Source organism: Pseudarthrobacter sp. ATCC 49987 (assembly GCF_009928425.1).
In the GTDB taxonomy this organism is placed as follows: domain Bacteria; phylum Actinomycetota; class Actinomycetes; order Actinomycetales; family Micrococcaceae; genus Arthrobacter.
The window spans coordinates 3,912,917-3,925,953 of sequence record NZ_JAABNS010000001.1 but is presented as its reverse complement, the minus strand read 5'-3'; the positions used below and the strand labels follow the sequence as shown (position 1 = coordinate 3,925,953).

Below are 13,037 nucleotides of genomic sequence, written 5' to 3'. Positions count from 1 at the left end.
CGAACGCCGACTAGGCGAATTGGAAACAAAGGTTTTCTATCTGACAACACGGGTTGTATTCTGGGTGATGTGACCCACGAAACACTTGATGCCGCCGCAGAGGTACTTCCGGCCGAGGCAATTGACGCAATCGAACGTGCGGCTACGTCCGCCCACCGCCACGAGGAACTGTTCTCGGAGCGCGCAGCAAATATCAAGCAATCGGCCGTCCGCGATGTCTTCGACATCTCGATGCGCCCCGGCCTCGTCTCGCTGGCCGGCGGAAGCCCGTACCTTCAGTCGCTGCCGCTGGAACGGCTCGGCCAGACCGCCGCGAAGATCATCGCCGAACAGGGAATGGCCGCGCTGCAGTACGGTGGCGGACAGGGCACCGAGGAGCTCCGCACGCAGATCTGCGAGGTCATGGCCGCGGAAGGAATCCTGGACGCCAGACCCGAGAACGTCGTCATCACCGCGGGTTCCCAGTCAGCCCAGGACGTTGCGACCAAGGTTTTCTGCAACCCCGGCGACGTCGTGCTCGTCGAGGACCCCACCTATGTGGGCGCCCTCAACACCTTTGAGGCCTACCAGGTCGAGGTCGCCACGGTGCCGATGGACGCGGACGGCATCATCCCGGACCTCCTCGCGGCCAAGATTGCGGCCCTGCAGACAGCAGGGAAGAACATCAAGTTCCTGTACACAATCCCCAGCTTCAACAACCCTTCCGGCATTACGCTGTCGACGGAACGGCGGCAGCAGGTCGTCGATATATGTCGCAATGCGAATATTTTGGTCCTGGAGGACAACCCATACGGACTGCTCCGGTTTGACGGCAAGCCGCTCACCCCGCTGCGGGCCGCCAACGCGGACGACGTGATCTACATGGGGTCCTTCTCGAAAATCTTCGCCCCGGGACTGCGGATCGGCTGGGCCCTCGTCCCGGCGCACCTCCAGCGCCGCTATTACCTGGCGTCGGAGGCTGTCACCCTCTGCCCGCCGACCCTCAACCAGATGCTGATCTCCGCCTACCTCCGGGACTACGACTGGCGCGGCCAAATCGAGACCTACCGGGGCCTGTACCAGGAGCGCTGCAATGCGATGCTGGCCGCCCTCGACGAGTACATGCCGCCGGGCCTGAGTTGGACCCGTCCCGAGGGTGGCTTCTTCGTCTGGGTCACACTGCCCGAGGGCGTGGACACCTACCCGCTGTTGAAGAAGGCAATCGATGCAGGGGTGGTCTTCATTCCGGGCGCGGCATTTACACATTCCGATGAACCGTCGAACAAGATCCGGCTGGCTTTCAGCGCTGTTCCGCCGGAGTCCATCCGCGAAGGAGTCCGCAGGCTGGCCCCGGTCCTGCGGGAAGCCATCGCGGCGCGGTAGCCTGAACCGGCGCGGTAGCCTGAACCGGCGCGGTAGCCTGAACCAATGGCGCATGGCCGCAGACGTTCATTGACCTCAAGGAGCATTCATGACCGGAATTATTGTTGTCGGCGTCGATGGCAGCGAGACTGCCCTGAAAGCCGCGCACACCGCGCTTGACCTGGCCGCCTCGCTCGGGGCCACGCTGCATGTGGTCAGCGCGTTCGACAGCGACAGGACCGAGGTCTACGTCAGCGGCAGCGACAAGTGGATCGTCTCCGACGCGGGCGACGCCGAAAAGGTCGCCCGCGGCGTCGCCGATAGCCTCCGCACGCCCGCCGTCAACGTTACCTATGCCGCTGCCCGCGGGAAGCCGGCCGAGGCCCTGATCGACGAAGCCGCCCGCACCGGGGCCCAGCTGATCGTGGTCGGCAACCGGCGGATGCAGGGGCTGGGCCGCGTGCTCGGAAGCGTTGCCAACTCCGTGGCCCACAACGCACCCTGCGACGTCTACATCGCGAAGACCGACGCCTCCGACTAGGCACGTGCCACGGCCGTTTGCGCTGGCAGTTGCGGGAGTTCCCTGGCACCGAGGGCGGCATCCGGTCACCCCCAATGGTGATCGGCAGCCACGGGCCATGGCATCCCGTGGCGTCGGCCGTGGCGGCTTCGTTACGGCAGCGGTGGCGCCTGGGCCGTCTGGTCCGAGATATGGGCGGTGGCGGCGCATTCCCGCACGACCTCGACACCTCTCACCGCCGCCGCGATGTCCTGGTAGGAGCCGGAGAGCGCTGGTACGGCCCCGGTCCCGTCAAGAATGCGGATGAGGAACCCGCCCCCGTCGGCACGGACGAGTTCAAACTTGCCTGGCCCTGAGGGGCGGCTGACTTCCCCGGGCTGGACGGCGGAGGGCCCGGGCGGCGCCGCCACAGGCGGGACGCTCCGAATCGCGTGTGCGCGTTTAGCGACGGAAGAGACGACGGGGTAAGACTCTGGCATGGTTGCTCCACGATGAGGTTCCTATGGCCGCGTCCTGACCTGCTCCTGACTGTAACGCCTTGGGCTGTCGCACGGGATTCGCTGCGTCACAATCGTCGTCCGCTGCATCGATTTGGCTGCTGCACGCCTCCCTCCCGGGGTCCAGGGCCCGCGTGTTCCCGGGCCTACCCGGCGGCTGCCCCTGCCGTCTTGAGCATCCTGCGCAGGATCTTGCCGGAGGAGGACTTCGGCACGGCGTCGATGAACTCGACCCGGCGGATCTTCTTGAACGGCGCCACCTTGGCCGCCACGTAGTCCATGACCGCGGCCTCGTCGAGCCGCACGCCCTCGTCCCCGGGCTGGCGCACCACAAAGGCCATCGGCACTTCCTGCCCGTCGGCGTCGGTCGTTCCGATCACCGCGGCATCCGCGATGCCGGGGTGGGCGAGAAGCAGCGCCTCAAGTTCCGCCGGCGCGATCTGGTAGCCCTTGTATTTGATCAGTTCCTTGAGCCGGTCCACGATCGTGACGACGCCGTCGGCCCGTACGGTGGCAATGTCCCCGGTATGCAGGAAGCCGTCGGAGTCGAGGGTGTCCGCCGTTTCCCCGGGCCGGTTGAGGTAGCCGAGCATGACGTTCGGTCCGCGGCACAGCAGGTGCCCGGGTGCGCTGACGCCTTCCGGCGGGACGTCAATCTCCTCCCCCGTGGCCGGATCCACCAGGCGGCAGTCCATGTTCGGGACGGTGTAGCCGACCGAGCTGACGGGCACGTCGGTGGCATCCACCGGGATCAGGTGGGACACGGGGCTCATCTCGGTCATGCCGTAACCCTGCAGCACCCGGCAGCCAAGGCGTTCGGCGAGCTTGGTGCCGAGCTCGCCGTCGAGCGGGGCAGCACCGGACAGTGTGGTGTGCACGGAACTGAGATCGTAGTCGGCAACCATCGGGTGCTTGGACAGGGCGACGGCCACCGGCGGAGCGATGAACAGGTAGCTGCATTTCTCGTCCTGGATGATCCGCAGGAACTCGGCCAGCTCAAACTTCGGCATCGTGACCAGGCACGCCCGCTGCCGCAGCGCCAGGTTCAGCAGGACGGTCAGCCCGTAGATGTGGAAGAACGGCAGCAGCGCCAGCAGGCGGTCCTCCGGAGTGACCTTGAGCAGGCCGCGGGACTGCTCGGCGTTCGCGATCAGGTTCCGGTGGCTGAGCATAACGCCCTTGGGCCGGCCTGTGGTCCCGGAGGAGTACGGCAGCACGGCCACGTGGGTGGCGGAATCGAAGCTGACCTCCGGCGCCGGGGCGCCGGTGGTCAGCAGGTCCCGCAGCGAGGGGTGCCCGTCGGCGCCGTCGAGGACGACCAGCCGGTCGGCCGGGATTCCGGCCCGGGCGGCGGCTTCCCGGGCGGCGGGGAGCAAGGCGGAGACGGTGAACATCCACTGCGCGCCGGCGTCGGCCAGCTGGAGGGCGATCTCGTCTGCCGTGTACAGGGAGTTGACGGTGGTGACGGTCGCGCCGGCCCGCAGCAGCCCGTGGAAGACGGCGGCGAAGGCCGGGACGTTCGGGCACAGGATCGCCGCGACGCCGTGGACGCCCAGGCCCTGGGCCGCGACGGCTCCGGCCAGGGCATCGATCTGGGCCACGAGTGTCCGGTAGTCCGTCTCCGCGCCGCTCACACCGTCGACGAGGGCGATCCGGTCCAGGTCGGCCTCCTCCAGGCCACCAAAGAGGTACTCGTACAGGCTTACGTCGGGAATTTCCACATCGGGGAACGGGCTCGAGAACACGCAACATCTCCTTTGATCCGCGTCCGCCTGGCCGGCGGCGGCTGGTGCCACTCTAGTGCCGCCAGCCCGTCCTGGACAGGACCCGGGTTGAGCCGCGTCACCAGGCCCAGTGGGCAGCCTCACGCGGATTCCGGCCCGCCGCAGCAGTGGGCGGCCGATAAAATTGGAACTGCCCCCACTGGCGTGGACATCCAACTTTTCACACACCTCAGGGATGAAATGCCTGCTCTTCAGCGCCGCCAGCTCGTTGGCCACGACATTCTCCTGGCCCGGCACGGCAACCACATCAGCACCATGCGCGTGGACCGCCAGGCCGGCCGGGTCATCGCATACCTGGACGACGGCTCCACGGACAGCGCACCCAACATGATCTCCCCGGGGCTCCGCATGCCCGAGACCGTCCGGAGTGTCCTCCGCGACGACTGGAAGTTCTTCGCTGTGGTGGCCGCGTGCACCTCTGGCTTCGCCGGCGTGGTGGTCGCCGCCACTGTGGCCCTGGCCGGGATCAGCGGAGATCCGGGCCTGACCGCGTTACTGTCCACTTACCCGGGCACCTAGTCCCGCAGCGCACTGCGTCCGCCGGGGCTTTCCGGTTGCGGCGCTCCAGCCCAGTTGCTGGGGGCCGGAGCCCGTTTCTGCCCCGGCAAACCGGGGGATCCCGCGGGCTCAGGGCGGCCCGGGCATTAACAACTGGGCGGGAACGTCCCCAGGACCGTGACGCCCGGCATGACCGGGCAGGCTAGAGGGGCTTTGGCGCAGGGAGCGGCTTGAAGGAGCTGGACCCCGCGAACCACCCCGATTCGGGAACATCTCCGGAGGGATCCCACTGTGCCCCTTCGACGCGGCGTCCCATCGTGTGGAACTCACCGCCGCAGAACACGAGCGGTTCCCGCTTGGTGATGTCCGTGGCGATGACCTCGCCGACAACAATGATGTGGTCGCCGCCGTCGTAGATGTTCCACGGCCGGCACTCAAGCGTGGCAGCGTTCCCGGACAGCACCGGGACACTGCCGGCCAGAGACCATTCCGGTTCCGCGTCGAGAACCTTGCCAGCGAAGTGCAGGGCCACATCCATTTGTCCGAGGGAAAGGATGTTGATGGCGAATGGAGCACCTTCCAGATACCTGGCGGCACGCGACGCCCGCGTCAGGGTGACCAGGGCAAGCGGCGGGTCGAGGGATACTGCGGCGAAGGAATTGACCGTGGCGCCGTGCGGAACGCCGTCGTCCGTCCGGGTGGTGACCACCGTGACACCGGTGGCGAACGTCCCGAAGGCGTGGCGCAGTTCGCGTGTGTCAGGGGCCCCCATGACTTCCTGAGTCAACGAATGCTCCTTTCTGCTGGGGTTCGAGGCGGCTGAGCTATCCGAGGTCCCCTCCGCCCACCGGCAGGACAACACCAGTGATGTAACCGGCGTCGTCAGAGGCCATGAACAGGATCGGGGCGGCTTGCTCGTCAAGCGTGCCGTACCGTTTGAACAGGGTGCTTTCGGTGGTCTGGTCCACGATCTGCTGATACCACATCGCTTCCTGGGCAGACTGCGCGTTGGGATTGCGGGGTACCTTTCGCGGCGGGGCCGCTGTGCCGCCGGGTGCGGTCGCCACTACTCGGATGCCGTTCGAAGCAGCCTCAAACGCCAGCGACGCGGTCAGTGCGTTGACCCCACCCTTCGCCGCCGCGTAGGGCACGCGGTTGATGCTGCGCGTGGCAATCGAGGAGACGTTCACGATGACCCCGGCCGACCGCTCGATCATATGCGGCAGCACGGCACGGCAGCACCACAGTGTGGGGAAAAGGGAGCGCCGCACTTCGGCCTCGATTTCGTCCTCCTGATAGTGCTCGTAGGGCTTGGCCCAGATCGTACCGCCAACATTGTTGATCAGGATGTCGATCCGTCCGAACGCCTCCACCGCGTAGGCCATCAGGGTCGCGGCGCCCGCATAAGTTTCCAGATCGCAAAGGAAATACCGTGCAGGCGCACCACCGGCCGTCAGCTCGTCACACACTTCAATGACCAGCTCCGACCGGTCCGCCAACACAACGCTGCCGCCCTCGGCGGCAATCTTACGGGCGACGACGGCGCCAATCCCTTGGGCGGCGCCTGTCACTACAACAACCTTGTCGGTAAAACGCATTGCTATGCGCCCTTTCTTGCTGCTCTTACTGGGATTTTCAGCCGTTACGGCCACTCCGGTAACTGGCATGTGCCCGCCGCATTGGAGTAGTTCCGGGGCAACAATGCTCCGTACCGGTGCTGCGGGCACTGCCAGTAGTCCTTTTGCCCGTGTTAACTGATGGCCTCACGTTCCAGTGACTCTGACGCCGGCGTCGCAATCGTGGCTTTAGTTGCCGAGCTACGGACCATCAGGGTGGCCAGACCGGCCAGAACCAGGGGCACCGCGAGTGTCATGAAGTAACCAGAGACGCCGAGTCCCGTGAGAATGACCCCGCCGAGGGCAGAGCCAACGATGGAACCGAGGCGGCCAATTCCGATGCCCCAGCCGGTGGCCGTGGCACGGAGCTGAGTGGGGTAGGCGTTAGCGATCAGGTAATTCAGAGCCAACTGCTGGCCGCCAATGCCGAAGCCGGCCAGCCCGATCAGCACGAACACCAGCGCAAAGTTGGAGCCGGCCAGCCCCAGGCCCAGCGCGATGACGATCCCCGCAGCAAACATGACCAGCAGCAGTTTTCTGGGGTTTACCTTGGGCAGGATGATGGACAGAGGGATGGCGAAGAGGATGAACGCACCGTTGACGGTCACGGTTCCCATCGCGGCCTGCGAGCCGGCCAGCCCCAACATTTTGAGCGCAGTTGGCATCCAGAGCAGCAGCAGGAACCAGGCGATCCAGTTGAGCAGGTAGGTGGCGAAGACTGCGATGGTGACCATCCGGTACCGGGCTGAGAAAAGTGCGGCGACGGAGCTGCGCTCCTCCATTCTGTCGTTTGTCGCGAGCACGGCGTCCGGGCTGACCGGGCTGCCGGAAATGGAGGCCATGATCTGACGCGCCTGTGCGTCGGCTGCGGGGGTGCCCTTGGCTGCCAGGAAGATCGGCGATTCGGAGAGCATCCTGCCGCAAACCAACACCATGGCAAGGGGCAGTACGCCGCCAGCCAGGAAGATGCCGCGCCAGCCCATCACTGGCAGCCATGCCGCGGCCACGAGCCCGCCGAGTAGCGCACCGCCGGGCAGCCCGAGCAACACCAATGTCATGAAGGTGCCGCGGCGGGATTTGGGGCTGTACTCAGCAGTCAGGGCCAGCAGGGCCGGGGTGGCCCCGCCCATGCCGAGGCCAATGAGGAAGCGCAGAATGACAATCTGTTCCAGGGATTGAGCGAAAGCACCGGCAAGGGAGAACACACCAAAAAGGGCCAGGGCGAGCAGGATGGTTTTCTTCCGACCGATCCGGTCCCCGAAGGTGCCAAGGGACATCGCGCCCACGCACATGCCAACGGTGCTGGCGGTGATCACCCACGTCATGTCAGTGGCCTGCAAACCGAAGTCTTCGGCGATCGCGGGTCCGATGAATGCAATGGACTGGGTGTCGAATCCGTCCAGCAATGCGATCACGAAACAGAGAACAACGATGGACCATCGTTTGAATCCCATGGGCGTGTTGTCGATAACGTCCTGGACGTTATAGGCGAGCTTTGTCACCGGTAACTCACTTTCGTGTGAATGTTCTGACCCGACTGATCCGGGGTCCGTGCGGCTGCGGCAACTTGATTTTGGGCAGGCGGCATCACGGCGGGTGGTGGGAATGTTTTTTTGGGTCGGGCCCGGGGCTCAATGATTCCTGCCCCGGGACCGGGAGAGGGGCTTAGTCCTGGGGGTCGAGAACGAAGTTGTAGGTGACTTCGCGGCCCTTGCCATCGGCCCGCCCGGTAGGAGCCAGGACGAGCTCTGGCTTCACGGCCGAGGCGATGTCGTCGGCCACGTGCTCGTCGCCTTCGAAGTAGAGCTGGGTGGTGATGAGCTGGTGCTCCGGGGCGGACACCTTCAGGTGCAGGTGGGCGGGCCGCCATGCGTGCCAGCCGGCCGCGGCGATGAGGGCACCGCAAGCGCCATCGGTGGGGATCTGGTACGGCGCGGGCTGCATGGTGTTGATCTGGAAGTTGCCCTGGGCGTCGGCGATGATGGAACCGCGGAGGTTCCATTCGGGCAGTCCGGGGGCGAACTGGGAGTAGAAGCCCAGGTCATCGGCGTGCCAGAGTTCAATCAGTGCTCCGGCGAGCGGCTGGCCGTCAACGTTCGTCACCTGGCCCTGAAACAGCAGTGGGGTGCCGGGTTCGTCGTCGCGCATCGGCAGGGTGGCCGGGGTGTTGAGGGTGGGGGCGTCGGGGATGTAGTACGGCCCCTCGATGCTGCCCTTGGAGCCGTGGCGGTTGGAGTTGGCGACCTCCTCGACGGAGTGTTCCACCCAGACGTCCAGGAACAGCGGCCATTCCCCGTCCTCGCCGACCTGGATGAGCCACGCCTTGAAGGCGTTGTATTCGTCGTACGTGACTTGCTCGTCCAGGACGGTGTCGTTGATTGCCTTGATGACGCGGCCGGCAAGCATGCTCACCCGCTCCTGGCTTGAGCCGGCGGCGAAGTGCTTGTTCTCCCGGAAGCGGGCGGTTGCGCCCGCACCCGAGGATGCTGCTGTGGCTTCAGTTTCCGTTGTCATGGTGACTCCCTTGTCAAAGAATGATGGTAAAAATGCTTGTCGATGGGTGCCGGACTGCGCGTCGTGCCGTGCATCACATCGGGTGTTGCTCCAACGGTAGGCCCCGAATTGATTGGGGGGAAATACCTATTTCCGTCTCATTGAAAGCTTTTGGATATGAATGCGATGGGGCCTATTCGACGGCGGACGGGTGCTTGGCCAGCGGCGTCACCTTGATGTCCATGAACGGGAAGAGCGGCAGTGCGGAGAGCAGGGTATGCAACTCGTCGTTATCCGCAACGTCGAATACCGAGTAATTGGAGTACTCCCCCACGACCCGCCACAAATGAGACCAGCGTCCGTCGCGCTGCAGCTGCTGCGCGTAGTCCCGTTCCTCGGCCTTGATGGCGTCGGCGCGCTCCTTGGGCATGTCCAGCGGAATATTGACTTCCATGCGGACCAGGTACAGCATGCGGTTCTCCTTAAGGTTGGGGTGGCGGCCAGGACGGGCCTAGTCCTGCCGGTACATTTGCAGTTTGTCTGCGTCGATGGTTGCGCCGACGCCGGGAACCTCACGGACGCGGATGGCGCCGTCGCTAATTTTGAGCGGTTCGGCCAGCAGGTCATCCGTCATGTCCAGATAGTTGGACAGCTCGCCGGCCCGCCGGGAGGTGGCCTCGAACGCGGCGCCGAATGTGACAGTGGCCAGGCTGCCGATCTGGGTGTCGATTTGGTTCCCCATGGTGACGTCCACTCCGAGCCCCTCGCACAGGCCGAGGATCTGCTGGGCTTCGGTGAAACCGCTGCGCGCAGTCTTGATACAGATCGCGTTGCTGCCGCCGGAGAGCAGCTCCCGGGAGACATCACCCAAGGTGGGAACGCTTTCGTCGCCCACGATCGGGATGCTCGAACTCTGGACGAGCCGTCGGCGGCCCAGGGCTTCACCGGCGTCGCACGGCTCCTCCAGCATGGACAGGCCCAGTCCTTGAGTCCGGCGGAGGACCTCCATAGCCTCGTTCGCCGTCCAGCCGCGGTTGGCGTCGAGGTAGATCTCGGTATCCGCCCCCAGGCCGTCCCGCAGCACATGGCAGGCCTCGACGTCGAGGGAAAGCGGCCGCCGGCCAGTTTTGAGCTTGAAGGTATTGATGCCGTACATCTCACGGAACCGCAGCGCTTCCTCAAGAAGCTCTGCGGCGGGCTTGAAGCCCAGCATGTGCGAGACCCGCATGCTGTCAGTGAAGCCGCCCAGCAGCTTGTGGACCGGTGTGCCCAGGGAGATCCCGATGATGTCCCAGAGCGCGATGTCCAGTGCCCCCTTCGCCGTCGGGTTGTTGATCGTGCGGCGTAGCAGCTGCTGGACCTTCGAGCGGTCCAGCGGATCCAGCCCAATGAGCTGGGGGGCAAAGACCTTGGTCACCACGGAGACGATCGAATCCTGCGTTTCACCGTAGGTGTAGGGCCGCGGCGGGGTATCCGCGACACCGCAGATGCCGGTATCTGTGTAGATCCGCACCAGCACGTGCTCCGCGGACGTTACCTCGCCGCTGGCGAACTTCAGCGGCCGTGCGTAGGGAATCGAATAGGGGATGGCTTCTATGCGTTCAATTTTCACGGCTGGGTTCCTTTGCGGCGGCGGTGGGTTGCGCCTCTGACGATGCGGGGGCTGACGGATCCGTTGGCAGGAGCGGGTGCTGTTCCCTGTCCATGCCCGAGGCAGGCAGAGAATCGAAAAGTTGCAGGAAACTATGCAGGAGGGGCGTTTCGGTGTTTCGGTTCCAGGCGACGGCGAGATCGACCGGCGGCGGATTGCGCAGCGGGCGGAACACCACGCCCTGGAAGGAGAACATCCTGGACGTCATTGGCACCAGGGCGATCCCCATGCCGGCTGCAACGAGCGAGAGCAGAGTCGAGGTCTCTCTCGCTTCCTGGACGAGCCTGGGCTGGAACCCGGCTTTGCGGCAGGCGTCCACTACGATGCTGCTGACGGCGGAGGAGCCGGGATAGCCGATGAAGTCCTGGCCCGCGAGGTCCGCCAGCTCGAGGATCCCTGTATCAGCCAGCGTTGAATCGGCCGGGAGCGCGGCGACCAGCTGATCTTGTTCAAGCAGTTTGAGCGCCACATTTCCGGAGCGGACCGGCGGCCGAAGGACAGCGACGTCGATGCGGCCCTCCTCCAGTGCGGACTCCATTTGCGGTGTCAGCATCTCGCCCTGGACGGTGATGCGGAGCCCGGGAAGGGCGCGGCGGGCAGCCTGAACGACGCTGGGCATCAGCCGGTAAGTGGCGGTCCCGGTGAAGCCAACGCGGATGACGCCGGTGGCGCCGGCGCCTACCTGTTTGACGTCCTCCTCGAGGGACTCCAGTTCCTGGAGCAGCAGCCGTCCTCTGTCCAGGAGCACCTGCCCGGCAGGGGTGAGGTCAACCTTCCGGGTGGTGCGCAGCAGCAGGGGCGTGCCGAGCTGTTCCTCCAACTGTCGGATCTGCTGGGACAGCGGCGGCTGGGCCATGTGCAATCGCTTGGCTGCACGGCCGAAGTGGCGTTCCTCGGCGACCGCAATGAAGTACTTGAGGTGACGCGTCTCCATTGAAGCTCCCGGGCGGCTCGGAGCAGGCAAAATGCCGTGCCTAGACCAGCCTAGGAGGGTTGATTAGTAATGGGAAATACCCATTTCCGAGCTATTGGGACGTTCTGCATATCAATCCCGGCTCCCAGGCCGCCGCAACTGGGCGGGAACGTCGAGTCAGTCCAGCAGCAGCGCCGGCTCTTCCAGGATCGCCGCGACGTCGGCCATAAAGCGCGCCGAGAGGTCGCCGTCGACCACCCGGTGGTCGAAGGAACCGCCGAGGGTGGTGATCCAGCGCGGAATCACTTCGCCGTCAAGGACCCAGGGCTTCTGCTTGATCGTGCCGAAGGCCACGATCGCCACCTCGCCGGGATTGATGATCGGCGTGCCGGTATCGATTCCGAGGGCCCCGATGTTGGTGACGGTCAGAGTGCCGCCCTGCATCTGGGCGGGCTGGGTCTTCCCGGCCCGGGCGGTGGTGGCGAGGTCGTTCAGGGCCAGGGCCAGCTCCTTGAGCGAGAGATCCTGCGCGTTCTTGATGTTCGGGACCATCAGGCCGCGCGGCGTGGCGGCGGCGATTCCGAGGTTCATGAAGTGCTTGACGTGGATCTCGGCAGAGTCGCTGCCGTCCGGGTTGTCCACCCAGGTCGCGTTGACGCTGGGGTTCCGCGCCGCGGCCCAGATGACCGCCTTCGCCAGGATCAGGAGCGGGGAGACCTTGATGCCTTCGAAATCACGGGAGGCCTTGAGCCGCTTGACGAACTCCATGGTCCGGCTGGCGTCGACGTCGACGAAGATGCTGACGTGCGGGGCGGCGAAGGCGGACTCGACCATGGCCCGCGCGGTGGCCTTGCGGACGCCCTTGACCGGGATCCGCTCGATCCGTTGTTCCTGCGGGCGGCCGGTCTTGCCCCAGAAGGTGTCTGCCTTGTCCACCTCGGCGTCGCGCTGCGCCTGGTAGCTCACCAGGTCCTCGCGGGTCACTTCGCCGCGGGCGCCGGTGGGGACGACGTCGGACAGATCGATGCCGAGGTCGCGGGCGATTTTGCGCACGGGAGGCTTGGCCAGGACCCTGCTGACCAGGCCGGTGATGGCGCCGCCGAGGGTGGGCCGCTGATCGATTGCACCAGCCGGGGCCGCGCGCTCCGCGTGGGCGACGGCCTCCGGGCTGATCCAGATGTCGTGCGCCTCCACAGGCTCGACCGGCGGCACCGGTCCGGCGACGGAGGCTGCCGAAACCGCCGGTTTGGCGGCCGGAGCGGTAACCCGCCGGCGGCGCTTGACGGCGTCGGCCTTGGGGCCGGAGCCCACGAGCGGACCGCCGGCCGGGCGGCCGGCCGGTTCGCCGGCGTCGGACGTGTCCGCCTCCAGCTTTCCGTACAGCGGAGCGGCGGGAGCGGGCGCGTCCGGAACCGGTGCAGGGACGGCGTCGGAGGCCGCGGCGTCTCTGACGCTGATGATCGGGGTCCCGACGTCGACCGTCAGGCCCTCGGGGACGAGCAGTTCAGTGACGGTGCCGGCGAACGGAGAGGGCAGTTCGACGAGGGATTTTGCCGTCTCGATTTCGCACAGGACATCGTTGATGGCCACCGTATCGCCCGGTTTGACCTTCCAGGCGACGATCTCGGCCTCGGTCAGTCCTTCGCCCACATCGGGGAGGTTGAACTTATGGAGAGTCATGTTGTCCTTAGTGGGAGAAGGCGCCTCGGCGGGAGGCGGTCAGA

At 65.7% G+C, this 13,037-nt stretch carries 13 protein-coding genes; 3 read left to right on the top strand and 10 right to left on the bottom strand.

All coding sequences use genetic code 11. The features are described from left to right. The first annotated feature begins 69 nt into the window (after positions 1–69). Entirely contained in the window at positions 70–1,362 is a 1,293-nt protein-coding gene (locus tag GXK59_RS18215; protein ID WP_160668765.1) for an aminotransferase-like domain-containing protein, read from the top strand. Positions 1,363–1,450: 88 nt separating this feature from the next. Further along, the gene (locus GXK59_RS18210) at positions 1,451–1,882 is read left to right on the top strand and encodes a universal stress protein (protein ID WP_160668764.1); all 432 of its coding nucleotides are present in this window, start codon (positions 1,451–1,453) and stop codon (positions 1,880–1,882) included. 131 nt (positions 1,883–2,013) lie between these two features. Here GXK59_RS18210 and GXK59_RS18205 read toward each other — a convergent pair whose 3' ends face one another. Further along, a complete protein-coding gene (locus GXK59_RS18205) occupies positions 2,014–2,271 on the bottom strand; it encodes a YegP family protein (RefSeq protein ID WP_160668763.1) in 258 nt (85 codons plus the stop codon). Positions 2,272–2,504: 233 nt separating this feature from the next. Continuing rightward, entirely contained in the window at positions 2,505–4,103 is a 1,599-nt protein-coding gene (locus GXK59_RS18200; RefSeq protein ID WP_160668762.1) for an AMP-binding protein, read from the bottom strand. 219 nt (positions 4,104–4,322) lie between these two features. Between GXK59_RS18200 and GXK59_RS18195 the strand changes: the two genes are divergently transcribed. Continuing rightward, positions 4,323–4,661, top strand: a complete 339-nt coding sequence (locus GXK59_RS18195; protein ID WP_160668761.1) for a hypothetical protein — start codon at positions 4,323–4,325, stop codon at positions 4,659–4,661. A gap of 181 nt (positions 4,662–4,842) precedes the next feature. Here the strand turns inward: GXK59_RS18195 and GXK59_RS18190 are convergent, their stop codons facing one another. The 8 genes from GXK59_RS18190 to GXK59_RS18155 form a co-directional block, all read right to left on the bottom strand. Beyond that, positions 4,843–5,427 (bottom strand): flavin reductase family protein, encoded by a 585-nt coding sequence (locus GXK59_RS18190; protein ID WP_237393948.1) that lies wholly within the window; start codon positions 5,425–5,427, stop codon positions 4,843–4,845. Positions 5,428–5,464: 37 nt separating this feature from the next. Further along, entirely contained in the window at positions 5,465–6,238 is a 774-nt protein-coding gene (locus tag GXK59_RS18185) for a 1,6-dihydroxycyclohexa-2,4-diene-1-carboxylate dehydrogenase (RefSeq protein WP_202129161.1), read from the bottom strand. 152 nt (positions 6,239–6,390) lie between these two features. Then, positions 6,391–7,758 carry an MFS transporter gene (locus GXK59_RS18180; protein WP_202129160.1) on the bottom strand — a complete coding sequence of 456 codons (1,368 nt, stop codon included), beginning with the start codon at positions 7,756–7,758 and terminating at the stop codon, positions 6,391–6,393. A 163-nt stretch (positions 7,759–7,921) separates the two neighbouring features. Next, entirely contained in the window at positions 7,922–8,770 is an 849-nt protein-coding gene (gene catA, locus GXK59_RS18175) for a catechol 1,2-dioxygenase (protein ID WP_160668760.1), read from the bottom strand. 172 nt (positions 8,771–8,942) lie between these two features. After that, positions 8,943–9,221, bottom strand: coding sequence for a muconolactone Delta-isomerase (catC, locus tag GXK59_RS18170; protein WP_160668759.1), 279 nt, complete (start codon positions 9,219–9,221; stop codon positions 8,943–8,945). Between the two features lie 39 nt (positions 9,222–9,260). Then, positions 9,261–10,361, bottom strand: a complete 1,101-nt coding sequence (locus tag GXK59_RS18165) for a mandelate racemase/muconate lactonizing enzyme family protein (RefSeq protein ID WP_160668758.1) — start codon at positions 10,359–10,361, stop codon at positions 9,261–9,263. Further along, positions 10,351–11,334, bottom strand: coding sequence for a LysR substrate-binding domain-containing protein (locus GXK59_RS18160; RefSeq protein ID WP_160668757.1), 984 nt, complete (start codon positions 11,332–11,334; stop codon positions 10,351–10,353). Before GXK59_RS18160 ends, GXK59_RS18165 begins: the two co-directional genes overlap by 11 nt. 156 nt (positions 11,335–11,490) lie before the next feature. Continuing rightward, entirely contained in the window at positions 11,491–12,993 is a 1,503-nt protein-coding gene (locus GXK59_RS18155) for a dihydrolipoamide acetyltransferase family protein (protein ID WP_160668756.1), read from the bottom strand. Positions 12,994–13,037 lie beyond the last annotated feature (44 nt).

What these genes read in the sequence shown, in the direction of transcription:
- GXK59_RS18210 (WP_160668764.1), top strand. Translation starts at nt 1,451, where the DNA reads ATGACCGGAATTATTGTTGTCGGCGTCGATGGCAGCGAGACTGCCCTG.
- GXK59_RS18195 (WP_160668761.1), top strand. Translation starts at nt 4,323, where the DNA reads ATGCCTGCTCTTCAGCGCCGCCAGCTCGTTGGCCACGACATTCTCCTG.
- GXK59_RS18185 (WP_202129161.1), bottom strand. Translation starts at nt 6,238, where the DNA reads ATGCGTTTTACCGACAAGGTTGTTGTAGTGACAGGCGCCGCCCAAGGG.
- catA (WP_160668760.1), bottom strand. Translation starts at nt 8,770, where the DNA reads ATGACAACGGAAACTGAAGCCACAGCAGCATCCTCGGGTGCGGGCGCA.
- catC (WP_160668759.1), bottom strand. Translation starts at nt 9,221, where the DNA reads ATGCTGTACCTGGTCCGCATGGAAGTCAATATTCCGCTGGACATGCCC.
- GXK59_RS18160 (WP_160668757.1), bottom strand. Translation starts at nt 11,334, where the DNA reads ATGGAGACGCGTCACCTCAAGTACTTCATTGCGGTCGCCGAGGAACGC.
- GXK59_RS18155 (WP_160668756.1), bottom strand. Translation starts at nt 12,993, where the DNA reads ATGACTCTCCATAAGTTCAACCTCCCCGATGTGGGCGAAGGACTGACC.